The following is a 25,443-nucleotide window of genomic DNA, read 5'->3' on the forward strand; positions in this document are numbered from 1 at the left end:
TTCGTTCCCTCCCTTTAGGCAAGTGAGAAAATCGCAACTCCTGCAAGCATGAGACCCACACCAACCCACTGACCACGATTTCCTTGTTTTTTTAAGACACCGAACCATCCTTTTAAATCAATCAGAAAGGCACATAAAATCTGCGCGACGAGTAACAAACACATCGCCCATGTCATGCCGAGTTTTTGGATCGCTGTCAGTTCCGTTACGACGACTAGCACGCCAATCAAACCACCGCTCGCATAAATCAACGGTAACTGACGGAATCCGCCGATTTTCCGATCTCGTACGAAGCTATAAATGACTAAACAACCCATCAGACCAACAAAGTGGACGATCAATACGGATAACCACGGTCCGACGCCTGTCGCAAGGCGCGCATTGAATATGCCTTGCAGGGCGATGAACAGACCGCTCATCAAAGCAAACACGACTCCTTGCACGTCATCTCCTCCTTTAATCTCTACACTAGAGTAGACCTTATTCGTGCCTCACTTGAAAAGGACAAATGTCCCATTTTCAAAAAAACATGAAAAAACCCGCTTTCCACAAGCGGGTTTACGGGTCATCATTGTATGTTCATGTCGCAAAACGAGCAGTCGTCCGCTTCAGCTGTTCCTCTGCTTCCTCCATCATGCGCATAAACAACTCAGCAACCGTTGGCACATCACCAATCAAACCGGCAACCAGTCCAGCGTTGACATATCCTTTCTCTTCATCGCCTTCAAGAGCGCCTGTAATATGATACGACTCATTCGTCTGATCGAGAAAAGCAGCAGGTGTCTCGGCTGTGAGGTGTTCGACGTAAGGACCACCAAGGACACGTCGGACAAATCCAACGGAGCGCCCGATGATGCGTGTATCGGTATCTGTCGCATCCGTTAAGCGCGATTTATAAACTGGATGGACCTTCGCATCTTCCGTCGCGATCAACCGTGTTCCGAGCTGGACGCCGGCAGCACCAAGCAACAGGACAGCTGCTAGTCCACGCCCATCGCCAATCCCACCTGCTGCAAGGACCGGAATGTTGACCCGATCGACGAGTTGCGGAATCAAGGTCAGTGTCGTCAACTCGAGCGGTGAATTGATGCCTGCCGCTTCAACTCCCTCCGCTACGAGTACATCTGCCCCTGCCTGTTCTGCCTTTACTGCCTGTTTGACTGAAGCGACGACCGCGATCGTTTTGATACCGGCAACTTGAAGTCGCTCTATGTACGGTGCCGGATTTCCCGCCGACAAGGAGACGACCGGGATCTTTTCTGCAATCGCGAGATCGATCAGTGCTTCCGTATAAGGAGACACACGAATCGCGATGTTCAAGGCAAACGGTTGATCCGTCAGCATTCGTGTCTCCTGAATCCGAGACTTTACTTCATCGACCGACAACGTACCGCACCCAAGCGTTCCGAGTCCTCCGGCATTCGACACCGCTGCCGTGAGTGCTGCATGACTAATGTTACCCATCCCTCCTTGGATCAATGGATAACGAATGTTGAATAGCTCACAAATCGGAAACATATCTTTCCTCCGTTCTCGACTCCCACCGCATGATATACTGACAGGGAATGAATAGTAGTTCATCTTATCCTAGAAATGAGGTCGTTCTGTTATGAAGATTCCGTATCAATCGATTCATCCGAACGTAGCATCCGATGTATTCATCGCTCCTGGCGCTTATCTGATTGGAGACGTCACAATCGGTTCCGAGTCTACCATCTGGTTCAACGCTGTCTTACGCGGTGACGAAGGACCGATTACAATCGGCAAACGCTGCAGTATCCAAGACAACGCAACGATTCATCTGTACGAAGGCGCACCTGTCGTCATCGAGGATGAAGTGACGGTCGGACATAACGCGATTTTACACGGCTGTAAAATCGGACGTCGTTCGATCGTCGGAATGGGCGCGACCGTTCTTGATCATGCAGACATCGGTGAAGAATGCATCATCGGGGCGAACACGATGATTCCATCAGGAAAAGTCTTCCCACCCCGTTCGCTGATCATCGGCTCACCCGGTAAAGTCGTGCGTGAACTGACGGAAGCGGATCTCGCGATGATTCAGGAGTCGATTGATTCCTACGTCGATAAAGGATATGCTTTCCGAAACATTCTCGCAGGATCAGCTGAACAGAACACATCTGAATGACACGAATGCGGGGCGGATCGCGCGATCCGTCCCGCTCTTTTGTATATCATCGTTCCGCAAACAGCGGGTGTTCTGTTGCATCATACGAAGCGCTACGTTGTGACACATCGTGTGTCTCTTCAAAGATTGATTCAAAGAACCGGCTCGCTGGTTGCGCAAGCAGACGGTAATATTGCTCGAACAACAGTGCCGCATGGTGTCCGCTCCAAGCATCCGGTAATAGTTCTTGCGGGAGTCCCGGATCCGTGAAGAGGAATTTCCGGTACTCATGTACGAGCATCGTCCGTTCGACGAAACACTGCTCATCCGTCATTTCTCCTAGTTGGAGCTGACTCTGATGGACGATGTATTGCCGGCTATAATCCGTGATGAACGTTTCGTAACGTTCCTGCAATTCCTCTAGTGGAAAAGCGCGCTCAACAAGGGATTGGTCTTGCTTTGGACCGTGGTATTCACCGACGAAGAAATCGACATACTCTTCGATTTCGTACGCTTCAATCAATCGTTCCGCCTCTTTTTCAAGCGGATTCGGCGAAATCCAGACCCCGTTTGATAAGTTGCCAAACCCACTCCACGTCAGTTCTTTACGAAGCTCATCGCGAATCTGTCGCTTATCCTCAGGAATCGTGTACATTAACGTCCGCCACTTCCCGTCCCAGTCGTGCGGTGTTGATTTATAGATCCGGCGCGCTGCTTCTTCCATCCGTTCCACCCCACGCGGCGTCAACGAATAGAAGCTTTTACTCCCCTGCTTCTCGGAGACGAGCCAGCCTTGTTTGACCATCCGGGATACTGCGACCCGAACGGCTTGTTCGTTATGTCCGAACTCTTTGACGAGTCGAATTAAACTCCCGACCCAGATTTTGTTTCCGTAATGACGGATATAATCGCCGTAAATCGTAAAGATCATTGATTGGGTGTTCGCACTCATGGTATTCACTCTCTCTTCAGTCGTTCATAGTGTGTATCGTTAGTATACGGGTTATTTCAAACGTCGACCATCCTCATCTTCCTTCAAAGCGTGGTGGTCGTTTTTCAGCGAAGGCTTGTAGCGCTTCCTGACGATCGGCGGTCGGAATGACGACTTCATAGGCTTCCGTCTCGAGCTGCAGTCCTTGTTCGAGAGAGACGTCCCGTCCTTGATCAATTGCTCGTTTCGCTTGGCGCAAGGCGATCGGACCGTTCTGTAACATCTGATGGGCAAACTCAAGACAGGTCGTCATCAACGCTTCCCGGGCGACGACGGCTGTCGCGAGTCCGTACCGTTCTGCTGTCATCGCATCGATTTTTTTCGCCGTGAAGATCAATTCCTTTGCTCGTGTCTCCCCGATCAATCGCGGCAAGCGTTGTGTTCCGCCAGCCCCAGGAATGATTCCGAAGCTAGTCTCCGTCAACCCGACGAGTGCATCCTTGACGAGAAAGCGGAAATCACAGGCAAGAATCCATTCAAAGCCACCACCGAGCGCGTGCCCATTGACGGCAGCGATCGCCGGTTGGGGTAATTGTGCAATCGAGGTGAAGACGTTGCGAATCGCAAGGACATTACGTCGGACTTCTTCTTCATTCAAATGTACGCGTTCCTTTAAATCGGCGCCGGCACTGAAAGCTTTACCGGTTCCGGTGAACAGGACGACCCGCGCTTCCAAGTCGACCGACAACATATCGACTTGTTCCTGTAAGGCGACAAGTGTCGGATAATCGAGACAGTTCAACCGTTCTGGGCGATCGATCCGGACGATCGCGATATAGCCTTCTCGTTCCAAATGAATCATACGAGTCCCTCCCGATCGACGACGAGTGCGATCCCTTGTCCAACTCCGACACACATCGTGGCAAGACCATATGTCCGGTTCGTCCGGCGCATCTCATGCAATAACGTCGTCAAAATCCGCGCTCCACTTGCGCCGAGCGGATGACCAAAGGCAATCGCCCCGCCGTTGACGTTGACTTTTTCGCTCGGTAGACCGAGTGCTTCAATACAAGCAAGACTTTGAGCCGCAAACGCTTCGTTCAACTCAATCTGATCGAGCTGTTCGACCGTCAATCCTGCCCGCCGGAGAACTTTTTCCGTCGCGTCGATCGGTCCGATGCCCATGATGGCGGGTTCAACGCCTGCTGTCGCACTCGCTCGGTAATACCCAAGCGGTGTCAAGCCGAGTTCGTTTGCTTTTTCTTCACTCATCAATAACAGCGCCGACGCACCATCGTTGACGCCAGATGCATTTCCCGCCGTCACGGTACCGTTCGGGAATAAAGGACGAAGCGTCGCGAGTTTCTCACGTGTCGTCTCAGGGCGTGGGTGTTCATCTTGATCAAAGACGCTGACGTTGCCTTTCCGATCCATTTGCGTAACCGCAACTAGTTCTTCCGTGAAGCGCTCTGCCTCGATGGCTCGTTTTGCGCGTTGCTGACTCTCAAACGCAAAGTCATCCTGTGCTTCGCGTGAGATGCCGTACTGACGGGCGACGTTCTCAGCTGTCTCTGGCATCGAATCCGTTCCATATTTATCTGCTAAGCGATCATTGACGAACCGCCAGCCAATCGTCGTATCATACATCGTCTGATTGCCACGTGGGTTGGCTTGATCCGGCTTCGCGAGGACGAACGGTGCACGTGTCATGCTTTCCGTTCCTCCAGCGATATAGATGTCCCCTTCACCTAAGGCAATTCCGCGAGCAGCTGCGATGACAGCATCGAGTCCTGATCCACATAAGCGATTGATCGTCGTACCGGCGACTTCGACCGGTAGACCAGCCAGCAGTCCGGACATCCGGGCGACGTTCCGGTTATCTTCCCCCGCCTGATTCGCATTGCCGAAAATGACTTCCTCGATCGTCTTCGGATCGACTTGTGGATTACGCTCAAGCAACGCTTCGATGACGCGTGCTCCTAAGTCATCTGGACGAACCTGACGCAACGCGCCGTTATAGCGACCGATCGGTGTCCGAACGGCATCGATGATGGCGACCCGTTTCATGATGTCACCTCGCGATTCGTATAGTCATAGACGCCACGACCTGTTTTACGACCGAGTCGTCCGGCTTTGACATACTGTTCGAGCAGTGGTGCCGGACGGTATTTTTCGCCGAGCTTCTCATGCAGATACTTTAAGTTGTGGAGCCGAGTATCAAGTCCGACCAAGTCCCCGAGTTCGAATGGTCCCATCGGATAGTTTAAGCCGAGTTTGATCGCTTTATCGATCTCTTCTGGTGTCCCGAGTCCTTCTTGTAACATGTAGAACGCTTCGTTTCCAACGAGCGCACTGATCCGCGAGGTCACGAACCCAGGAAACTCACGGATGACGACCGTTTCCTTCTGCATCTGACTCGCTACCTGCTCAAGAGCTGCGACCGTCTCATCCGATGTCTCAAGACCACGAACGAGCTCGATCAGTGGCATCAGATGGACCGGATTGAAGAAATGCATCGCCATGACCCGGTCCGCCCGGTTCGTAAAAGAGGCAATTTCCGTCGGACTCATCGTCGACGTGTTCGTCGCAAAGTAACAGTCCGGACGTGCATTCGCTTCTAACGTTTCAAAGACTTGCTGTTTGATGCTGAGTTGTTCCGGTACCGCCTCAATGACGAGATCCGCTTGTTGTGCAGCTGTTGCTAAATCCGTCGACAAACTTAATCGATCGAACAGTCCCTCGACTTCACTCGCGGACATTTTGCCTCGCGCGATGCCTTTCTCCGCGATGCGTTCGAGTTCTTGATAGGCACTTTCGACATACGCTTCTTTGATATCAACGAGTGTCACCTGAAATCCGCGGTGTGCGGCAACGTACGCAATGCCACGTCCCATGACGCCGGATCCGACGACAACGATTTGTTCTATCATCTGACTTCCCCCTTATCCCCTGTGCTGTTAAAAAAGGCTGGACTTCCCGACGGAACTCCAGCCTTCCCTCTTGCTTATAGTCCGAACGGATTGAGTGGACGACTGCCGTAATACGACAAGATACTCTTCGTTTCTGTGTACAGATCAAGTGTTTCGATACAGAGTTCACGACCGAATCCTGATTGCTTATACCCACCAAACGGTGTACCTGGGAAAGCAGAGAACGGACAGTTGACCATGACGATACCGGCTTTGATTTGGTTGGCAACGCGCGTCGCTTTTGCACCGTCTTTTGTCCAAACCGCTGATCCGAGTCCAAACGATGTGTCGTTCGCTAAACGAATCGCTTCTTTTTCATCTTTGAACGGCATGACGACGACGACCGGTCCGAAGATTTCTTCATTGACCGCTTTCATCTCGTGCGTGACGTCCGTGATGATCGTTGGTGCGTACCAGAAGCCTTTTTCGTATCCTTCTGGTGCTGTCGCATGACCACCTGTGACGATTGTCGCTCCGTCTGCTTTCGCTGACTGGACGTATCCATCGATAACATCGACTTGTTGTTGGTCGATGATCGCTCCGACGTGTGTCCCTTTATCAAATGGATTGCCGAGAACGAGTTGTTTTGTCTTCGCGACGAATTGCTCCATGAACGCGTCGTAAATCTCTTCGTGAACATACAAACGCGAGCGTGCTTCACATGATTGACCGCTGTTATAGAAGATTCCGAACAACGAACCATCAACGGCTGCTGTCACATCTGCATCTTCAAAGACGATGTTCGGTGATTTTCCACCGAGTTCGAGTGTGACTCGTTTTAGTGTTTCCGAGGCACGTCCCATGATGTCTTTTCCGACTGGCGTCGAGCCCGTGAAGGCGACTTTATCGACGTTTGGATGCTCGACGAGATGGTTGCCGATTTCGCGTCCTGAGCCTGGGATGACGTTGACGACACCTGCCGGAACGCCAGCTTCTAGACAAATCTCACCGAGAATGATCGCTGTCAACGGAGTCAATGTCGCTGGTTTGACGACGACCGAACAACCGACTGCAATCGCTGGTGCGACTTTCCAAGCTGCCATCATCAATGGATAGTTCCACGGAATGATTTGCGCACAAACACCGACCGCTTCTTTTTCTGTGTAGTTATGGAATTGTCCCGGCACGTTATTGACGACACCACGATGACCGACGATCGCACCTGCGTAGAACTCAAAGTCTTCAATCGCTTGCGTGACTTGTCCTTGTGCCGCTGCTAGTGATTTCCCTGTATCGAGAATCTCGAGTTCAACGATTTCGTTGAAGCGGGAACGCATGATGCTCGCAATCTTATTTAAGATTTGCGCGCGGCGTCCGACCGGCCACATCTTCCACTTCCCGTGATCAAACGCATCCCGTGCGGCTTGAACGGCACGATCAGCGTCTTCCTTCGAGGCTTTTGCAACTTCCGCAATCACTTCACCTGTTGCCGGATTATATGTTTTAAATGTCTCGCCTGTTGCACCTTCGACTTGTTCGCCGTTAATGAGCAAATGATAGACGGACCGTTTCATTTCAAGTGTTTTTTCATGTACTGTCGACATTGTATTCACTCCTGTTCCTGTTGATTGAAAATCGGTGGGCGTTTTTCGAGAAAAGCTTGCATACCTTCTGTTTGATCGGCTGTTGCGAACAACAGATAGAAGTTCCGGCGTTCGTGCTCCATGCCATCTTGTAACGATAAATCGACGGCTTTGTTTGCTGCATCCTTGATCAGTCGTAACGCCATGCTCGGCTGGTTCGATAACCGCTCTGCCATCGCAAGCACCGTCGCTTCAACATCCATCGTCACTCGATTGATGATGCCAAGTCGTTCTGCTTCGTCTGCCTGCATCCGGTCACCCGTGAAGAGCCATTCGAGCGCCCGCGTCCGACCGATGCATTTTGTCAAACGTTGCGTCCCGCCTGCTCCCGGCATGACGCCGAGTCCGACTTCTGGAAAACCGAACTGTGTCGCAGGATCGGCGTAGATTAAATCACAAGCAAGTGCGAGTTCGAAACCGCCGCCAAGGACGAAACCATGGACACCTGCAATGATCGGCTTTTTGATTCGGCTGATCCGGTCCCAGTCCGCGAACGGATCGAGGAGTTCCATCGAGATCGGTGTCGCTTCGAGCATCTCCTCGATATCAGCACCTGCTGAAAACGACTTTCCGTTTCCCGTCAAGACGATGACCGTCACCCGATCGTCACGATCAAATATCTCCATCGCCTCGACGATTTCGCGGACCATCGTCCGGTTCAGCGCATTGTATCGTGCCGTCCGGTCGAGCCGAATTCGACCGATCCGACCAACCGTTTCTGTCTTAACGTACTGTTGTGTCGGCATGGACATCTTCACCAATCATCAATGTGACGAGATCCCCCGCAAAGCTCATCAAGTCTTTCCCTGACGCTTTTCCTTCGAGAGAACGCATGCCTGCTTGCATCGCTTCCTGACTTTCATAGACCATCTCGCACATCAAGTAATACTTTCCGTCCCCGCCCATTGGTGAACCGACGATTTTCGTGACATTCATTTCTTGCAGTCCTGGAATTTTTGCTGTCAATGGACCATGGACCTCAAAGTAATGCTGATCGAATGCTTCCTTGTTTTCCGGATGTTTGTACAGTGCGATTAATTTTGCCATATTGATTACCTTCCTTCACATGAGAGTAGAGACGGGTTTCATCGCCTCGAATGGATTTTTACACGATTTACAATAGAGAATACTTCGACAAGCGGTCGGTCCGAATAAGTTTTCCATCGTCACGTACGTCGACCCACAGTACGGACAGTCGATCTCCCACTTCCCTTGTTCGAATCGAGGGGGTGCGATGCCGAATGCCTTCAATCCTTGCATCCCTTGTTCTGTGATCCGGTCTGACGTCCACGGTGGATCAAACCGGAACTGGACATCGACCTGCTCGACGTTCGGAATCACCTGCAAAGCAGCTTCGGTATTTTTTTTAATGATTTCAAGCGCCGGACAACCGAGAAACGTCGGGAGAAGCGTGACGTGCACTGTGTAGCCATGCGCCGTCGCTTCCGCGTCCATCGTTTCGACCATGCCAAGATCTAAAATACTGACGCTATCGATTTCTGGATCCTTCACCCCGTTCAGGGCTTCACGGATCGCATGTTGAAGTGTCGTCGTCATGCTTCCCTCTCCTTTCACCACGTCGCCGTTTGATCAATCAGATAGACTTCTCCGAGTGTCGCGAGTGCATCATTCAAGTCTTCCGTATGATCGCCGTCCCGCCCGTTGCGTGTCATCTGCATTTCTGGGAGGGTCACGTTCAATTCGACGAGTAACGGTGTGATCGTCTGATACCAACAATCAAGTAAAATCCCTTGCCCTTCAATCAACCGCATCTCTTCGATCAGTTGACCGTGTTCGCCATAATCGAACATGTCGCCGAAGTCATAGAGGACTTTTTCTAGGGCTGCATCCATCTTCTGGCGAGCTGTCTCCGTCGATTGATAAAGTTGGGTGAACCATGTTTGCCAGTGCAGCAAATGATAGTACAACTCCATGTTGATCTTGACGGCAGCCGCAGCGAGTGGCTCGTAACTGCTCGATTTCAACGCATCAATCCGAATCTTTTTCGCGACTGTATAGCAATAGTTCCGGACGACAGCGAATGCCCAGTCATATTCGGGTTTTTCCATATAATAGCCGGGTCCATTGACACGTTCGACAAGAATCGAGTTCTTCCGTTCGTGTGCCAAGCGGACGTGGGCTAACGCATCAGCATTCCCTTCACCAAGTTCCTCAAGGAGTTGGTAATACATCGCCGCGTGTCCCATCGAATCTTGCGCGATCGAGGATGAAGCGACGTCCTCTTCGATATGCGGTGCAAGCCCGAGCCATTCCGAACCACGATACGCATAGAGAAAGTCATCATCTGCGAGTTGATACAGTAAGGAGGCGAGTGCCGTCCGTTCTTGTTCCGTCATTTCGAATCGCCTCCTTGCCAAGACATGATCTCTTTTTCATCGAGCATCTGTTGCTCGTAATGACGCCATTTTTTCTTCAAGTAGCCGTATCCTTTCGTTGTCCGGTAGTCCTTATTATCGAGGCGTTGGAGCATCTGCTTCTCATCGGGTGATAAACCACGGATATCTTCGCGTTTGACGACCCAAATGTCGACGACCGGTTCCCGGCGCATGAAATTTTCTTGCGCCATCAACAGTGCCATCTCCTTGTTCGGAGCGAGCAAGCTGAATTGATGGGTGAACGCCGCGTTCGGCGTCCGTTTGCTAAAGACTTCGAATTCGTGATAAAACGTCTCGTTCATCGTGCTTTCCCCTCTCATGCCTTCGTTTCAGCGAGTGCATCCCGTACCCAGGCGTTATTTTCGTAAGATGTCCGGCGCAGATCCAGTCGCTCTTTCGAACGTGGTCCTCCCCCTTGGATGATCGTCTTGAATTTCGTCCAGTCTGGCTGCGCATATTCCCATTGCCCTGTCTCTTCATCAAAACGTAACGTCGGGTCTGGAATGACGAGTCCGAGTGAACGAATCCGTGGCACGTACTTCGTAAAGAAGTTTTGTCGGAGCTCTTCATTCGTTTTCGTCCGAATCTTATAAGCGATCGTCACGTCCTGTTTTGATGTCCCGGTCGTCTCTTTCGAGGCTGGTCCAAAGAACATCAACAAGGATTCCCACCACTCATCCAGTGATTCCTGAATCATCGCCCGCTGTTCCGGTGTTCCTTCCGCGAGTGCCATGATGATCGACTCTCCGTGTTGTGCGTGGAAGACTTCCTCTGCACAGATCCGTTGCAAGGCACGTGCGTACGGTCCGTACGAAGCACCGAGCATGTTCGTCTGCGTGATGATTGCCGCGCCATCGACGAGCCAACCGATCATCCCGGCATCGGCCCATGACCGCGTCGGCATGTGGAAGACGTTGTGGAACTTCAATCGTCCGGTGAATAAATCGTCCATCAAATCCCCGCGTGTCTTGCCATACGGCTTCATCAAATCCTCGACGACACGAAGTAACAGTTGTCCATGCCCCATCTCATCCTGAACCTTCGCCATGATGCCAAGCTTCCGGCGAAGTGATGGTGCTTTTGGAACCCATTCTTTTTCCGGAAGCGCACCCATGATTTCACTGATACCATGCATCGAAATCAATTTAATTAGCGTGTCCCGGTAAAAATCAGGCATCCAGTCATCGGCTTCGATTTTTTCACCTTGCTCGATTCGTTCCTTGAAGCGTGCTAATTTTTCTTCTTCCGTCAGTTGGACGGGTTCGAACAGTTGTGTTGCATCATACATGCTAGTTCCTCCTTTGAATCAGACGAGTGATGTCGAGCGTCGATCAACGATCCGAACGGCTTTCCCTTCCGATCGTGGTAACCCTTGGTGCGGGTGACAGACGAGATCAATGGAAATGAGGCATTCCGACTTGATGGCGTCACATATCGAACGCATTTGTCGCTCCGAGATGTTTTCGAATTCGATATGTAGCTCAACGGCATCGAGTCCTGCTTTACGCACGAGATGAATTTGATAATGCGGCGTCACGTCCGGCTGTTGGAGTAAGACCCGCTCGATTTCTGACGGGAAGACGTTGACCCCTCGGATAATCAGCATGTCGTCCGTTCGCCCTTTGACACGTGACATCCGTGTTGTCGTCCGACCACAAGCACACGCTTCGTGCGTGATCGATGCTAAGTCACCTGTCCGGTAACGAACGATTGGAAGCGCTTTCTTTTTTAAGCTTGTAAAAACGAGTTCCCCGACCATGCCATCTGGTACCGGTTCCCCCGTAACGGGATCGACGACTTCCGTAATGAATAAGTCATCCATGATATGCAGACCTGCCTGCTCCTGACACTCCATCGCGACACCTGGTCCCATGATTTCACTGAGTCCATAAATATCAAATGCCTGTAGATCAAAGGTCTGTTCGAGTGTCTGCCGCATCTCTTCCGACCATGGTTCAGCTCCAAATATGCCGTAACGCATGCTTGTCTTGCGTGGATCGATCCCCCGTTCGATCATGCGTTCTGCTAATCGCAAAATATACGAAGGTGTCCCACAGATGCCATCCGGTCGGAAATCCTCGATTAACGTGATTTGCCGATCCGTGTTGCCACCGGAAATCGGCAAGATCGTCATGCCTAGTTTTTCAGCACCTGCATGAAGACCGAGTCCACCTGTGAACAGTCCGTAGCCGTATGCATTGTGCAACAAGTCAGCTGGTGAACCACCGGCTAAGACTAAGCTCCGTGCTACGGCATCTGCCCAGTCGTCTAAATCTTCTTGCGTATACCCGACGACAGTCGGTTTACCACTCGTACCAGACGAGGCGTGAATTCGAGTGACCTGTTCTCGTTCGACGGCAAATAGCCCGAACGGATAATGATCGCGTAAATCTTGCTTGCGTGTGAAGGGAAATTTTCGTAGATCTTCGATCGTTTGAAAATCATGTGCCGTCATCTGCAATGTCTGCAGACGTTCTTGATAGAAAGGGACGCGCGTGACGTGTTCCATCGTTTGGCGCAATCGCTCCATTTGTAGCTGCTCCCGCGTTTGAGCATCCATCGTTTCGTGATGTTGATCGTACACATCTGCACCTCCTCATCATGTATACAATAATAAGACGGTCGTTTATTTTTAGTTATATGTTTAACGTACGATACGTTCACAATGTTGTCAATCTTGTTTTGTTAAATGCTCCCAAACGATTCTCACTTTATCACTTCAATGCACCTTACCAGTAAATCAATCGGCTTATAAAGCTATTTTTTCATGACGAGAGTCTTTTTTTGGAAAATATTTCTGAAATGATTTGCTCATTTTGTAACGGATTGATAAAATATCGTGTGACAAGTGTTATACTATTTTTGGTAAGACCACTTGATGGAATGAGGATTCGTTGTAGTGAAGGGGGATCACGATGAAGCCAGGTTTAGCTGTCGGGGATACAGCAGAGATTCAAGCAGTCGTCTCGGAAGATATGTTTGCACGATTCGAAGGTCAGCTCGTTCATCCAGCATACTCCACCGTTTCGATGGTTTATCACATGGAATGGGCAGCACGTCAACTGATCTTGCCTTACCTAGAAGCTGGTGAAGAAGGTGTCGGGGGTGCAGTTTCACTGAAGCATCTTGGTATGGCAGCTGAAGGCGCACGATTGATCGTGACCGCTACAGTAACACGCGTCACAGCACGTCGCGTTGACGCTGACATCGAAGTCCGAGACGGACAAGCGGTCATTGGAACAGGAGAAGTAACACAATTCATTTTAGAAAAAAGCCGGATTCAAGAAAAATTGCAAGTCAATGCTCCAACAAAATGAAAGCGCTTACTTATATTTGATAGAGGAGGACTCTACTATGAACATGTTAAACCCATCTACGAATCCAACGCTCTCGATCATGGAAAAAATCGCGGGTCACGAGCAAGTCGTCTTTTGCAACGACCCTGTCTCAGGGTTACAAGCAATCATCGCCATCCACGATACGACGCTCGGTCCCGCTCTCGGTGGTTGCCGCATGGCGCCTTACGCTTCTGTCGATGAAGCACTTGACGATGTCCTCCGCCTGTCACGTGGCATGACGTATAAATGCGCTGCCGCTGATGTTGATTTTGGTGGTGGTAAAGCCGTCATCATCGGCAATCCGGCAACAGATAAATCACCAGAGCTTTTTCGTGCCTTCGGTCGCTTCGTCGATTCGCTCGGCGGACGTTTTTACACCGGAACCGACATGGGTACGACGATGGATGACTTCGTTCATGCTAGTCGGGAGACGTCACGGATCGTCGGCATTCCGGAAGCCTTTGGCGGAAGTGGCGATTCATCGATCCCGACGGCTGAAGGTGTCGTCTATGGACTCCGGGCGACAATCGAGACGTTATTCGGTTCGGACGACTTAAGTCGCGCGACTTATGCGATTCAAGGACTTGGAAAGGTCGGCTTCAAGGTCGCAGAACAACTGTTACTCGCCGGTGCGACGATTTATGTTTCAGACGTCAATGAAGCCGCGCTCGCAGCAATCGTAACTCAAGCCGAAATGGCACCCGGGACAGTTCGCGTCGTCTCGCCTCACGAAATTCATCTGACGGATGCTGATGTCTTCGTTCCATGTGCATACGGTGGTGTCATTCACGCTCAAAATATTGCCCTCTTACCGTGCAAAGCCATCTGCGGTTCGGCAAACAATCAGCTTGCGGATGAACAGCTCGCTCACGTCTTGATGGACCGCGGCATCTTGTATGCACCAGACTATATCGTCAACGGTGGTGGATTGATTCAAGTCGCTGACGAACTGTACGGAGCAAATCACGAACGGGTCCTCCTGAAGACGCGTCACATCTATGACGCCGTGCTCGAAGTCTTCAAGGAATCGCAAGCAGAAAACATCACGACGGTCGAAGCCGCGAACCGGATGTGTGAAAAACGGATGCAGATCCGGGCAAAACACAACAACATCTTCACGAATACGACAAAACCAAAATGGGATATCCGTAACCACTGAAGGAGGGACTGACATGGAGCAACATTTTCCGATTCAACGCATCATCGATGAAGAAGGTCGTATCATCGACGCCTCAAAAGAACACGATCTGACGAAAGAGCTCGCCCTCACCCTATATGAACAGATGCATCGGATCCGGACGTTCGACCGGAAGGCGATCAACTTACAACGCCAAGGGCGCCTCGGCACTTATGCACCGTTCGAAGGACAAGAGGCAGCGCAAGTCGGTAGTGCACTGGCGTTGTCAGAGCAGGACTGGTTATTCCCGACGTACCGAGATCACGGTGCGACGTTGACGTTCGGTGCCGACATGGTGCGGACCCTTCTCTACTGGAACGGTCGTGTCGAAGGTTGCGTGCCGTCTGAGAAACACATCTTCCCTCCTACCGTTCCGATTGCGACGCAAATTCCGCATGCCGTCGGCGCCGCGTGGGCGGAAAAACGAAAAGGTACGACGAACGTCGCGGTCGCCTACTTTGGTGACGGGGCGACGTCTGAAGGCGACTTCCACGAAGGGATGAACTTCGCGAGTGTCTTCCAAGCACCAGTCATTCTGTTCAACCAAAACAATCAATTCGCGATTTCTGTTCCGATCGAAAAACAGATGCATTCCGAAACGATCGCACAAAAAGCGATCGCCTACGGGATGCCAAGCGTCCGAATCGATGGGAACGATGCATTTGCCGTCTATTTCACGATGCAAGCAGCCGTTGCGCGTGCCCGTTCTGGCGGTGGACCAACATTGATCGAAGCCGTCACGTGGCGATTTGGTGCCCATACGACAGCAGACGATCCAACGAAATACCGTGATCAAGCCCGCTCGCGTGACCGGGTCGATCCGCTCGATCGACTTGAACAGTTCTTACAACATCAAGGCTACTTTGACGAAACATGGATGCAACAGCTGCAGGAACGGCACCAGGCAGAAGTCGAAGCGGCAGTAACTGCGATGGAGCAATTCAAGGCACCAGACGTCAATGATCTGTTCGACCATACGTACGCGACCTTACCGGTTGATGTCCAGCAACAAAAAGAAGCGTATCTGCTAGCAAGGGGGAAATGAGATGGCAACACCAATCAATCGTCAAACAGAGATGACACTCGTTCAAGCTGTCACGGATGCCCTGCGGACAAAATTGTCAGAGGATGAGACGACACTCGTTCTTGGAGAAGATGTCGGAAAAAACGGTGGCGTCTTCCGAGCGACGGACGGCTTACAAGAAGAGTTCGGTGAAGACCGGATCGTTGATACACCGCTCAGTGAAGCCGGCATCGTCGGTACATCGATCGGTCTTGCCATCAATGGCTTTAAACCGATCGTCGAGATTCAATTTCTCGGCTTCATCTACCCTGCCTATGAACAAATCATGACCCATGTCTCTCGTATCCGGATGCGAACGATGGGACGCTATAGTGTGCCGATGGTCATTCGTGCGCCTTATGGTGCCGGCATCCGAGCACCGGAAATCCATTCCGATAGTACGGAAGCGCTCTTTACATCAATGCCCGGTCTCAAGGTCGTCTGTCCGGCGACACCGTACGACGCAAAAGGGTTATTGATTGCTGCGATTGAAGATCCAGATCCCGTGTTGTTCCTCGAGTCGATGCGTAGTTACCGTTCATTCAAGGAAGTCGTACCGAGCGAGTCCTATACCGTCGAGATCGGAAAAGCGCGCTGCGTCAGTGAAGGGACGGACGTGACGTTGATCGCTTGGGGGGCAATGGTCCAAGTGGCTCACAAGGCAGCGATGGCTGCACAGGAACGCGGTATTTCTTGCGAAGTCCTCGACTTACGGACGCTCTATCCGCTTGACCGGGACACAATCGCTGCTTCCGTTCAAAAGACCGGTCGTGCCGTCATCGTGCATGAAGCCGCAGCGATGGGTGGTCTCGGGAATGATCTCATCACGTTGATCAACGATACGGCGTTTCTTTATTTACGGGCACCAATTGCCCGTGTGACAGGTTTTGATGTTCCGGTTCCACTGTTCGCCCTCGAAGACCATTACATTCCGACGCCGGAACGAGTCCTTGCGACGATTCAGCGTACGGTCGAGTTTTAAGGAGCTGAGTCCCATGATCGAAGTCAAATTACATGATGTCGGGGAAGGTATGACGGAAGGTGAAATCGCGCATTATCTCGTTCAAGTCGGAGACCACGTCACGACCGATCAACCGGTCGTTGAGGTTGCGACCGATAAGATGGTCGCTGAACTACCGGCTCCTGTCTCCGGAATCGTCAAGGAAATCATCATTCCGGTCGGTCAGACGGTGCAAGTCGGTACGACGTTGTTGCACATCGAAGCAAGTAACGCTTCTGAAGTGTCGCGCGTATCTGAACCAGCGCCTGTCGCTGTCGCGGCCCCACCTGCTCAAGCATCTCCATCAAAACGGGTCCTAGCGACACCGTATACACGAAAACTTGCTCGTGACCACGGGATTGATATCGAAGCTGTGACGGCTTCGGATCCATCAGGTCGAGTTTCAGAGGACGATGTCCTTCGCTTCGTCCAGGCTACTACTGCTCCACAAGAGACAGCTACACCGATTATTGAAGAGGTCACATACCAAGAAACATCACCGGAAACGATTCCATTCCGCGGCATTCGTAAGCAAATCGCGAAAAAGATGACCCAGTCGCTGTACACGATTCCGCACGTCACCCACTTTGAAGAAGTTGACATGACGCGCTTGCTCGCATTACGTGCCGAATGGAAACCCGCTGGACGAAACATTAACGTCAATGCTTTCTTCATCAAAGCCTTGATCGTTGCTTTAAAAGACTACCCCGTCTTCCATGCCAAACTCGATGAAGCGAATGCATGTATTCGATTAGAGCGGGATTTCCACTTTGGCATGGCAACCGAGACACCAGACGGGTTAATGGTGCCAGTCATCCGTCATGCCGATCGGCTCTCACTGACGGAACTGCATGATCAACTGATTTCGTTGCAACAACGTGCTCAAAACGGTGCCTTACGTGCAGCGGACTTAAAGCCAAGTACCTTTACGATGAGCAATGTTGGTCCACTGGGCAGTACGGGGGCTACACCAATCATCAACTATCCGGAAACGGCATTGATTGCCTTCCACAAGACGAAAAAACGAGCCTGTGTCGATGAAGACGATCAAATCGTCGTCCGCTCGATGATGAATTTGTCGATGTCGTTCGATCATCGCGTCGCAGACGGAGCAACGGCCGTTGCCTTTACGAACCGATTCGTTTCACTGATTGAACATCCGACTACCCTACTTTTGGAGTTGATCTAACATGGTTGTTGGCGAACTTACACAAGAACGGGATCTCCTGATTATCGGTGGGGGTCCCGCAGGTTACACGGCAGCGATCCGTGCTGCGCAAGGCGGTCGTAAGGTGACACTGATTGAACAAGCTGAACTCGGTGGACTTTGTTTGAACCGAGGCTGTATCCCGTCCAAGGTTTATGCGCATGCGGCAGAAGAAATGTTACGCTTGCCGCATCTTGCAGACCTTGGATTCACCACCCCTACTGTCCATGACTTCAGTAAACTGAATGCTTACCGCAATCGTGTCGTGCAGCAATTACGTCAAGGTGTCGTCGCCCTCTGTCAGGCGAACCAGATTGAGCATATCTCTGGTGCAGCCTCCTTCCTGTCAGAGGACCGGATCGGTGTTGAGTCGGGACATCAGTTCGATACGTACCGGTTTCAAGACGTTATCATTGCGACCGGTAGTCACAGCATCCAGCACGAGGAATCGTGCCGACTGAATGCCGAACAGCTTTATCAACTCGAGCAGTTACCAACCAGCTTATTGATCATTGGCTCCGACACATTAGCACTTGAAGCCGTAGCCTGTTTCCATGCACTTGGGACAGAGGTGACGTTGTTCGCCGATCGATTGTCACTCGAACCAAGCGTTGAAAAGGAACTGAAGCGGACATTCAAAAAACAAAAAATCCGTCTCGTGTCGGATGTCGTGACACGTATCGAGGCTTCATCGGACGCGACCGTCACGGTCATGAAAAACGGTGAAGAAGTCACCTATCAGGGTGCCTATTTGTTCCAGTCCCTTTCCCGGATCCCGAACAGTTTGACACTCGGTCTCGAACGGATTGGTGTGACGCTTGCAGAAGACGGAACGATCCCCGTCGACGCATACGGACAAACGAATCAACCGCATATTTACGCGATCGGTGATGTCACACCGGGTCCACAGTTCGCCACTCGTGCGATTCACGAAGCGAAGCGGACAGCAGCTCACTTGTCCGGTCAAGACGTCGATCCGACGACACCGTATTATCCTACCGTTCTGCGAACGTTTCCTCCGATTGCTTCGGTCGGGATGACGGAACAGGAAGCCCGTGAAGCCGGACATACTGTTCAGAGTGGACAGTTCCCACTAAATGCAAACGGAACGACGACGATTGAAGGTGGCAGTGGGTTCGTCAAGGTCATCGCTGACGAACAGACATCACTGATCCTTGGTATTCATATGATAGGAGACGATGCGCATCGTCTCGTCGGTCAATTCACCCAAGCACTGGAACTGACAGCGAAACGAGAAGATCTCCTCTTCCCTGTCATGGCACATCCGAGTAGGGTCGAAGCCTTGACGGAATCGATGGAAGCCTTATTCAGTCAATCGATCCATCTTCCACCACGTCAACAGGTCGGTTCGCGCGCGTAATCAAAAGAGGTGTCTCTGCGCAAAAATCACTTCTTGGGAATGCGTCACTTCATTTCGTGTAGAAAGGAAAACATGGTCATGGAACTGTACTTCACTCGCATGCAATGGAACAACCATACATTTCCGGTCGCCGCTACAGCGGATGGTCTCTGTTATGTCGGTGCTTGGGATGAACCGGAGGATTTATTCGACGACTGGTCGCGGAAATACTTGCCTCGGGCGGAACGAGTTGCTTCTGATACCGCGCTTGCTCCATATACGGAGCAACTGCTGGCCTACTTGAATCAGCAGTCGACGACATTCTCCTTTCCGATCGCACCAGTCGGTACTCCGTTTCAACTTGAAGTCTGGCATGCTCTACGTGCGGTACCGTACGGTCAAACAGCCACCTACTCCGATATCGCGGAACGTCTTTTCCGACCGAACGCGACTCGCGCGATTGGCACGGCAATCGGCAAAAATCGATTACTGCTTGCGATCCCGTGTCACCGGATTATCGGCAAAAAAGGCGATTTGCTCGGCTATCATGGCGGACTGAATATGAAGCGGACGCTACTCGCGCTCGAGCAACGTCTGTGAATTGAGACTTTTCCTTCCCTGTTCTACCACAAATAAGCCCCGCTTCCCTGTCCAATTGGACACGGGAAGCGGGGCTTATTTCAAGATACTACATTAAAACGATAAGCTGTTTTCCAGTGGTAGGTCTCACCAGGTGATAACAGGATTGAAGGAAAATCAGATTCATGGATTGCATTTGGATGCGCTTGTGCTTCAAGACATAAACCGAGCGACGGTCGAGCAGGAACACCATGAACCGTATAATCGGTCAGCAGTTGCGTTCCGGTATAGAGCACAACTGTCGGCTGATTCGTCGTGACGTCGACGAAACGACCGGATACCGGATCTGCGAGTCGAAGTGTGTTATCCCACAACACGAAGGGATGATCGTAGCCATTTCCGACAGCGATCGTCTCGGGATGCTCAAGCGTAATTCCCTTACGAATCGACTGACCGTTCCGGAAATCGAATGGGGTTCCGGATACATCCCGTTGTTCGCCTGTCGGCAAACCGTCTGGCTGGACCGGTAAGTAACAGTCGCTTGGTAACGTCAAGACATGATCTAACACATCTCGCTTCGCATTTCCAGATAAATTGAAATACGTATGATTCGTCAGATTGAGTGGTGTCGTCTGATCCGTCACCGCCGACATCTCAAGTGTCAATGTCGTATCTTTTAGTCGATAAAACACATCAAGTGTAACTGTTCCCGGATAACCTTCTTCTCCGTTTGGACTTTTTAAGCGCAAATGGAATAATGTATCCGTCGCTTCGATGACATCAAACCACGCTTGATCAAATCCGTGAATTCCACCATGCAGATGATTCGCCCCGTCATTTGCGACGAGCGGATAGACTTTTCCCTCTACTTCGAAACGTGCCTGCCCGATTCGACCAGCGACGCGTCCGACGATTGCCCCGAAGTACGGCGAGTGTTGTTGATAGTCTTTCACCGTCTCTAGACCTAAGACGACGCTTTCCAAATGACCATCCCGATCAATCGTCCGGATGTCCTGGATAATGCCGCCATAGTTCCAGAGTGTCACTTCGATACCTTCCTGACGTAATGTATGTCGAATCAACTCTTTCTCAAGTAGTCGTGTCATCGTTGTTCCTCCACTGGTTGGCGCGTCACGAGTTGAACGAATCGCCCGAACGCCGCCTGACCTTCCTCTGTCTGTTTAAAGACACCACAGTCCTCAAGACCACGTACGAATTTTGTAGCAACTGCTTGCTCGACGTATGTCGTGACATGTTGTCCGACATACGCTTGTTTTAGTTCCTGTGCCCAGTCAGCATGAGCAGCTGCTACTTCGTCGACTTCGCCTGTGATGAACTGTTCGACCTGTTGCAATTCTTGGAGCAAACGTGCCGGTAAGACTGCCAGTCCCATCACCTCGATCAAACCGATATTTTCCCGTTTGATGTGATGAATATCGGCATGTGTATGAAAAATACCGTCCGGATGTTCTGCTGACGTCCGGTTATTCCGCAAGACGAGATCGAGCTCGAATTGTCCGTCGCGTTGACGAGCGATCGGCGTCACGGTATTGTGTCGCGTCTCGCCTGTATGTGAACGGATCTCTTGACTCTCATCCGTGTACATCAACCATGTCTCATAGACGGTCGTCGCAGCATTGAGTAATGCCGACGCATCTTTACTCTTCAGACGCAACACACTCAGTGGCCAGTGTAATGTCTCCCCAGTGACTGTCGGCTGATCCGGGAACGTAAAGGATGTTAAAGCGTTTGCTTGGTCCATCGCAAACGTATAGCGTCCGCCCTGATAATGATCATGCGTCAGGATCGATCCACCGACGATCGGCAGGTCAGCGTTCGAACCAGCGAAGTAATGTGGAAACTGCTCAACGAAGGCAATCAGCCTTGCAAATGCATCCCGATTGATGACCATGTCACGATGTTCCTGCGACAGGATGATGCTATGTTCATTGTAGTAGACGTATGGTGAGTATTGCAGTGCCCATGATTCTTCCATCAGTGTCAGCGGAACAACCCGGTGATTCGCACGGGCCGGATGATTCGCACGACCCGCGTAGCCGACATTTTCGACGCACAACAGACAGGTTGGATAGTTCGACGCCGTTGGTGCCTCCGTCCGAGCTGCTGCGATTTCACGCGGATCTTTTTCCGGCTTCGATAAGTTGATCGTGACATCGATCGTCCCGTAAACCGTCTCTGCTTGATAACGTTTATTCTTAGCGATCCGTTTCGTTTGGATGTAGTTACTCGCTTGGCTCAGTTGATAGAAGTAATCTGTTGCCGCTACCGGTGATTCAGCGTACAGACGGCGGAATGCCGCCGTCACGTCAGACGGACGGGCAACGAAGATATCCATCACATCTGCTGCGAACTGCTCTTTGTCTTCAAGACCCGCCGGCAACTGCCCACTTACGATCAACACTTCAATCATGTCGTCCAAAATATCGGGAATTGGGCGAGATGGTACGTCTGCCTGTTCTTCAAAATCGGCTTGACCGATTCGCGCTAGAATCCGGTTCCGGGCGTAGATCGCATCTTCCTGTTCAATCAAGCGTTCCTGGATCGCTTGCGCTACTAACTGTTGGATGAGTTCATTCATCGCCGTCACTCTCCTCATTCTGTCTCTCTATTAACGAACGCTCGTCCGGTACCCTTCTGGATGATGTGCATGCCAATTCCAAGCATCACGGATGATCGTTTCGATGTCGGTGCGTTGTGGTGTCCAGCCGAGAACTTCTTTTGCTTTGGCAGATCCGGCGATTAAGATATTCGGATCCCCTGCACGACGTTCAATGATCCGTTCTGGAATCGGATGTCCCGTCACGCGTCGAGCTGCTTCAATGATTTCCCGAACGGAAAACCCTTGGCTTGAACCGAGGTTAAAGACCGTACTCTCGTTTCCATCAGCCAAATGATCAAGTGCTCGCATATGTGCGTCGATCAAGTCCTCAACATGGATGTAATCACGAATGCAGGTACCGTCAGGCGTTGGATAATCATCGCCATAGATCGAAATTTCTGACCGTTGCCGGTTGGCAACTTCGAGGACGAGCGGGATCAGATGGGTTTCCGGCGTATGATCTTCCCCGATTTCTCCTGTTACACGCGCACCCGCAACGTTGAAGTAACGTAATGCGACATAACGTAAGCCATATGCTTGTTCAGACCATCGCATCATCTTCTCCATCATCAACTTCGTCTCACCATACGCATTCGTCGGACACGTTTCCGCTGTCTCGAGAATCGGCATCTGCTCCTGTTCCCCGTATGTGGCTGCCGTCGAAGAAAAGACGATCTGTTTAATGTCATGGGCAATCATCGCTTCGAGCAACACTTGTGTTCCATAAACGTTGTTATCAAAGTAGCGTAATGGTTCCGTCATCGACTCGCCAACGAGTGAAAAAGCAGCGAAATGGATGACCTGTTCAATCGCCTCTTCCGTAAAGACACGATCGAGAAAAGCACGATCGCGTATATCTCCTTCATATAGACGTGCCTGCGGATGAACCGCTTCACGGTGACCGGACTGCAGATGGTCGATGACGACGACATCCTTTCCGGCATCAATCAATTGATAGACAGCATGGGAGCCGATATAACCAGCTCCACCTACGACTAAAGTTGCCATTTAGATGACCTCCCGTTCGATTTCACGTGCTCCGTCACCGACCGTCGCCGTATAGAACGTCGCCGGGTAACCGATCCTTGCTTCATATTGTTCGCCGACAGCTTGTTTGAACGCGTCGACTGCCTCGTCTTCAACGATCGCAATCGCACAGCCACCAAAACCAGCACCTGTCATCCGTGCGCCGAGCACGCCCGGTTGCTCCCAAGCGGCTTCGACGAGTGTATCGAGTTCAATCCCTGTCACTTCATAATCTTCCCGTAACGAGACGTGTGAAGCATTCATCAACTGACCGAACGTCTTCAGTTCTCCCGCTTCGAGTGCCGCTAGTGCTTGAAGTGTTCGTTCATTTTCTGAAATCGCGTGTCGGGCACGACGCATCAAGATTTCGTCTTCCCATGCGACTTTCGTGAATTCTGATGTCGTCCATTGTCCGAGCGTTTCCCGTGATGTGAACTGATTGAGATAAGCGAGTGCTGCCTCACATTCCGCCCGGCGTTCATTATATTTCGAATCTGCCAGTTCACGGCGTTTGTTCGTATTCATGATGATGATCGTATATCCCGTCAAATCGAGTGGAGCATACGTATAGTCGAGCGTCTCACAATCAAGCAACAATCCCGCTCCCGCTCTCCCCATACCGATCGCAAATTGATCCATGATACCACTATTGACGCCGATATAACGGTTTTCGACCTGTTGACCAAACCGAACGAGATCAAGACGTGGAATGTCTAATCCATACAATCGATCGAGCAAGACTCCGATGACGAGTTCAAGTGAAGCGGATGACGAAAGACCGGCTCCGTTCGGAATATCACCTTGAATCAAGATGTCGCATCCTGTATTGATCTGGTATCCTGCTTCCTGTAGGACTGAAATCATACCCTTCGCATAGTTCGCCCAACCGTGCGTCGCGTCATACGCCAGTTCTTCGAGTGCGACTTCGATGATGCCGTCCTGTTCAAAATTCAGCGAGTAGAAGCGGAAACGTTGATCGTCTCGTTTTCGCGCGATCGCGTGTGTACCGAACGTTAACGCGCACGGAAAGACGTGACCGCCATTGTAATCCGTATGCTCACCGATTAAATTGATTCGACCTGGGGCAAAAAAGCGATGCGTCGACGGTGAGCCAAACCGCTGTTCAAATTGTGCTTCTAACGTCTGGTTTGTCATACGATCGTCTTACCGTCTTTTGTTTTCGTTTGTTGCTCGTCTTCGCCACCACAAGCAGCAAGGAATGCGGATAATGTTAGGACTGATGCTGCAGCAACGAGTTTCGTTTTTTTGAATTTCATGTAAGAGCTCCCCTTTTATGTGTAAGTAGTCAAGCGTATCGTCTAGCGTGTTCCCCTTCAATTTGTGCTTGTTTGCACCATTCTTCGATCACTTTCGTCTGAATCGGCATTCCCTGTAGCTGAATCAATACGCGGGCAATCAATCGAAGACGGTACGCCAGCGTATCAACATCCGGTCGGACGAAGAGGTATAACTCTCCACCGAGCGTCAGACAACCGGCAGAGCGCATGTGTTGCATGAGTGCGCGTAATTCAATGTATCCGCTCTCATTTTTTCGAATGTGTAGCTCGGATGAACGGATCGTCAGGACCCCTTGTACCGATGACATCCGGAATTGAAACACACCGTCACGTCGTGGTCGGACGAGCACGATATCCTGCTCGTCTGTCGGGACATCGCCTGAACCCTGTTCTGTCATCTGTTGCGTTGACCGATGAAAATAAAAACCGCGGATTGCTCCGTAACGCCCGAAAGCTTCACGGTACGAAACCCATGGATCGTGTGGTTCCATTGCGCGATGCCTCCCTTTCCTGCTTCAGCTTGATTAGCCCCTGCTAACCTGCATCCACCTCCACTTAGTTGACCACGAACTTAGTAAATTAAATTTATTATCTAACTTTATATCGACTATAGCACATCGGTTTTTAACTTGTAAACGGTTTCAAAAAATTACTTTTTGAATAACAAGGGGCTGACTCAAAAGTCAGTCTCTACAAAGATAAGGGTGGCAGAATGATGATCTGCCACCCTTATCTTTTAACAAAAAGAATGACGCGTCACACGCCACT

General features: G+C 51.0%; 28 protein-coding genes. 8 read left to right on the forward strand and 20 right to left on the reverse strand.

The features are described 5' to 3' along the window. Positions 1 to 14: 14 nt before the first annotated feature. The gene (locus B3M90_RS03495; RefSeq protein ID WP_290782603.1) at positions 15 to 443 is read right to left on the reverse strand and encodes a DMT family transporter; all 429 of its coding nucleotides are present in this window, start codon (positions 441 to 443) and stop codon (positions 15 to 17) included. 136 nt (positions 444 to 579) lie between these two features. Then, positions 580 to 1,518, reverse strand: coding sequence for an NAD(P)H-dependent flavin oxidoreductase (locus tag B3M90_RS03500; RefSeq protein ID WP_290755783.1), 939 nt, complete (start codon positions 1,516 to 1,518; stop codon positions 580 to 582). Between the two features lie 91 nt (positions 1,519 to 1,609). Between B3M90_RS03500 and B3M90_RS03505 the strand changes: the two genes are divergently transcribed. Then, positions 1,610 to 2,149 carry a gamma carbonic anhydrase family protein gene (locus B3M90_RS03505; protein WP_290782605.1) on the forward strand — a complete coding sequence of 180 codons (540 nt, stop codon included), beginning with the start codon at positions 1,610 to 1,612 and terminating at the stop codon, positions 2,147 to 2,149. Between the two features lie 46 nt (positions 2,150 to 2,195). On the opposite strand, the gene paaX is transcribed toward B3M90_RS03505, so the two are convergent. The 12 genes from paaX to B3M90_RS03565 form a co-directional block, all read right to left on the reverse strand. Continuing rightward, complete coding sequence (gene paaX, locus B3M90_RS03510) at positions 2,196 to 3,080, reverse strand: phenylacetic acid degradation operon negative regulatory protein PaaX (protein WP_214856067.1); 885 nt, start codon at positions 3,078 to 3,080, stop codon at positions 2,196 to 2,198. 73 nt (positions 3,081 to 3,153) lie between these two features. After that, on the reverse strand, positions 3,154 to 3,921 hold the full coding sequence (locus B3M90_RS03515; RefSeq protein ID WP_290782608.1) for an enoyl-CoA hydratase-related protein: 768 nt from the start codon (positions 3,919 to 3,921) through the stop codon (positions 3,154 to 3,156). Beyond that, positions 3,918 to 5,126, reverse strand: a complete 1,209-nt coding sequence (locus tag B3M90_RS03520) for an acetyl-CoA C-acyltransferase (protein WP_290782610.1) — start codon at positions 5,124 to 5,126, stop codon at positions 3,918 to 3,920. The genes B3M90_RS03515 and B3M90_RS03520 overlap by 4 nt, the downstream gene beginning before the upstream one ends. After that, on the reverse strand, positions 5,123 to 5,989 hold the full coding sequence (locus B3M90_RS03525; RefSeq protein ID WP_290782612.1) for a 3-hydroxyacyl-CoA dehydrogenase: 867 nt from the start codon (positions 5,987 to 5,989) through the stop codon (positions 5,123 to 5,125). The genes B3M90_RS03520 and B3M90_RS03525 overlap by 4 nt, the downstream gene beginning before the upstream one ends. Positions 5,990 to 6,063: 74 nt before the next feature. Next, positions 6,064 to 7,572, reverse strand: a complete 1,509-nt coding sequence (locus B3M90_RS03530) for an aldehyde dehydrogenase family protein (protein ID WP_290782614.1) — start codon at positions 7,570 to 7,572, stop codon at positions 6,064 to 6,066. Between the two features lie 5 nt (positions 7,573 to 7,577). Then, the gene (locus B3M90_RS03535; protein ID WP_290782616.1) at positions 7,578 to 8,357 is read right to left on the reverse strand and encodes an enoyl-CoA hydratase/isomerase family protein; all 780 of its coding nucleotides are present in this window, start codon (positions 8,355 to 8,357) and stop codon (positions 7,578 to 7,580) included. Further along, on the reverse strand, positions 8,335 to 8,658 hold the full coding sequence (locus tag B3M90_RS03540; RefSeq protein WP_023466996.1) for an EthD family reductase: 324 nt from the start codon (positions 8,656 to 8,658) through the stop codon (positions 8,335 to 8,337). Before B3M90_RS03540 ends, B3M90_RS03535 begins: the two co-directional genes overlap by 23 nt. Positions 8,659 to 8,673: 15 nt before the next feature. Then, a complete protein-coding gene (gene paaD / locus B3M90_RS03545) occupies positions 8,674 to 9,168 on the reverse strand; it encodes a 1,2-phenylacetyl-CoA epoxidase subunit PaaD (RefSeq protein ID WP_056063796.1) in 495 nt (164 codons plus the stop codon). A gap of 14 nt (positions 9,169 to 9,182) precedes the next feature. Beyond that, entirely contained in the window at positions 9,183 to 9,968 is a 786-nt protein-coding gene (gene paaC / locus B3M90_RS03550) for a 1,2-phenylacetyl-CoA epoxidase subunit PaaC (protein WP_214856074.1), read from the reverse strand. After that, the gene (paaB, locus tag B3M90_RS03555) at positions 9,965 to 10,309 is read right to left on the reverse strand and encodes a 1,2-phenylacetyl-CoA epoxidase subunit PaaB (RefSeq protein ID WP_023466991.1); all 345 of its coding nucleotides are present in this window, start codon (positions 10,307 to 10,309) and stop codon (positions 9,965 to 9,967) included. The genes paaC and paaB overlap by 4 nt, the downstream gene beginning before the upstream one ends. A 14-nt stretch (positions 10,310 to 10,323) precedes the next feature. Beyond that, positions 10,324 to 11,295 carry a 1,2-phenylacetyl-CoA epoxidase subunit PaaA gene (gene paaA / locus B3M90_RS03560; RefSeq protein ID WP_023466990.1) on the reverse strand — a complete coding sequence of 324 codons (972 nt, stop codon included), beginning with the start codon at positions 11,293 to 11,295 and terminating at the stop codon, positions 10,324 to 10,326. Between the two features lie 18 nt (positions 11,296 to 11,313). Next, entirely contained in the window at positions 11,314 to 12,567 is a 1,254-nt protein-coding gene (locus B3M90_RS03565; protein WP_290782638.1) for a phenylacetate--CoA ligase family protein, read from the reverse strand. Positions 12,568 to 12,922: 355 nt separating this feature from the next. Here B3M90_RS03565 and B3M90_RS03570 point away from each other — a divergent pair, with 355 nt between their 5' ends. From B3M90_RS03570 to B3M90_RS03600, 7 genes are all read left to right on the forward strand, one after another. Beyond that, entirely contained in the window at positions 12,923 to 13,324 is a 402-nt protein-coding gene (locus tag B3M90_RS03570) for a thioesterase family protein (protein ID WP_290755804.1), read from the forward strand. 37 nt (positions 13,325 to 13,361) lie between these two features. Beyond that, on the forward strand, positions 13,362 to 14,504 hold the full coding sequence (locus tag B3M90_RS03575) for a Glu/Leu/Phe/Val family dehydrogenase (RefSeq protein ID WP_290782618.1): 1,143 nt from the start codon (positions 13,362 to 13,364) through the stop codon (positions 14,502 to 14,504). Positions 14,505 to 14,517: 13 nt separating this feature from the next. Continuing rightward, complete coding sequence (gene pdhA, locus B3M90_RS03580) at positions 14,518 to 15,567, forward strand: pyruvate dehydrogenase (acetyl-transferring) E1 component subunit alpha (RefSeq protein WP_290782620.1); 1,050 nt, start codon at positions 14,518 to 14,520, stop codon at positions 15,565 to 15,567. Position 15,568: 1 nt separating this feature from the next. Further along, positions 15,569 to 16,567 (forward strand): alpha-ketoacid dehydrogenase subunit beta, encoded by a 999-nt coding sequence (locus B3M90_RS03585; RefSeq protein ID WP_290782622.1) that lies wholly within the window; start codon positions 15,569 to 15,571, stop codon positions 16,565 to 16,567. Positions 16,568 to 16,580: 13 nt separating this feature from the next. Beyond that, positions 16,581 to 17,774, forward strand: coding sequence for a dihydrolipoamide acetyltransferase family protein (locus B3M90_RS03590; RefSeq protein WP_290782624.1), 1,194 nt, complete (start codon positions 16,581 to 16,583; stop codon positions 17,772 to 17,774). 1 nt (position 17,775) lies between these two features. Next, positions 17,776 to 19,173 carry a dihydrolipoyl dehydrogenase family protein gene (locus B3M90_RS03595; protein WP_290782626.1) on the forward strand — a complete coding sequence of 466 codons (1,398 nt, stop codon included), beginning with the start codon at positions 17,776 to 17,778 and terminating at the stop codon, positions 19,171 to 19,173. A 99-nt stretch (positions 19,174 to 19,272) separates the two neighbouring features. After that, entirely contained in the window at positions 19,273 to 19,752 is a 480-nt protein-coding gene (locus B3M90_RS03600) for a methylated-DNA--[protein]-cysteine S-methyltransferase (RefSeq protein ID WP_290782628.1), read from the forward strand. A gap of 80 nt (positions 19,753 to 19,832) precedes the next feature. Here B3M90_RS03600 and B3M90_RS03605 read toward each other — a convergent pair whose 3' ends face one another. The 6 genes from B3M90_RS03605 to B3M90_RS03630 are packed head-to-tail and all read right to left on the reverse strand — an operon-like array spanning position 19,833 to position 25,166. Continuing rightward, positions 19,833 to 20,837, reverse strand: a complete 1,005-nt coding sequence (locus B3M90_RS03605) for an aldose epimerase family protein (protein ID WP_290782630.1) — start codon at positions 20,835 to 20,837, stop codon at positions 19,833 to 19,835. Continuing rightward, on the reverse strand, positions 20,834 to 22,330 hold the full coding sequence (locus B3M90_RS03610; protein WP_290782632.1) for a UDP-glucose--hexose-1-phosphate uridylyltransferase: 1,497 nt from the start codon (positions 22,328 to 22,330) through the stop codon (positions 20,834 to 20,836). The genes B3M90_RS03605 and B3M90_RS03610 overlap by 4 nt, the downstream gene beginning before the upstream one ends. 30 nt (positions 22,331 to 22,360) lie before the next feature. After that, a complete protein-coding gene (gene galE / locus B3M90_RS03615; RefSeq protein ID WP_290782634.1) occupies positions 22,361 to 23,359 on the reverse strand; it encodes a UDP-glucose 4-epimerase GalE in 999 nt (332 codons plus the stop codon). Continuing rightward, complete coding sequence (locus tag B3M90_RS03620; protein ID WP_214856087.1) at positions 23,360 to 24,532, reverse strand: galactokinase; 1,173 nt, start codon at positions 24,530 to 24,532, stop codon at positions 23,360 to 23,362. Continuing rightward, the gene (locus B3M90_RS03625) at positions 24,529 to 24,654 is read right to left on the reverse strand and encodes a YgdI/YgdR family lipoprotein (protein WP_251137651.1); all 126 of its coding nucleotides are present in this window, start codon (positions 24,652 to 24,654) and stop codon (positions 24,529 to 24,531) included. The genes B3M90_RS03620 and B3M90_RS03625 overlap by 4 nt, the downstream gene beginning before the upstream one ends. Before the next feature lie 29 nt (positions 24,655 to 24,683). Continuing rightward, positions 24,684 to 25,166 carry a hypothetical protein gene (locus B3M90_RS03630; protein WP_214856088.1) on the reverse strand — a complete coding sequence of 161 codons (483 nt, stop codon included), beginning with the start codon at positions 25,164 to 25,166 and terminating at the stop codon, positions 24,684 to 24,686. Positions 25,167 to 25,443 lie beyond the last annotated feature (277 nt).

The organism is Exiguobacterium sp. UBA6309, assembly GCF_002439205.1.
Taxonomy (GTDB): Bacteria; Bacillota; Bacilli; order Exiguobacteriales; family Exiguobacteriaceae; genus Exiguobacterium_A.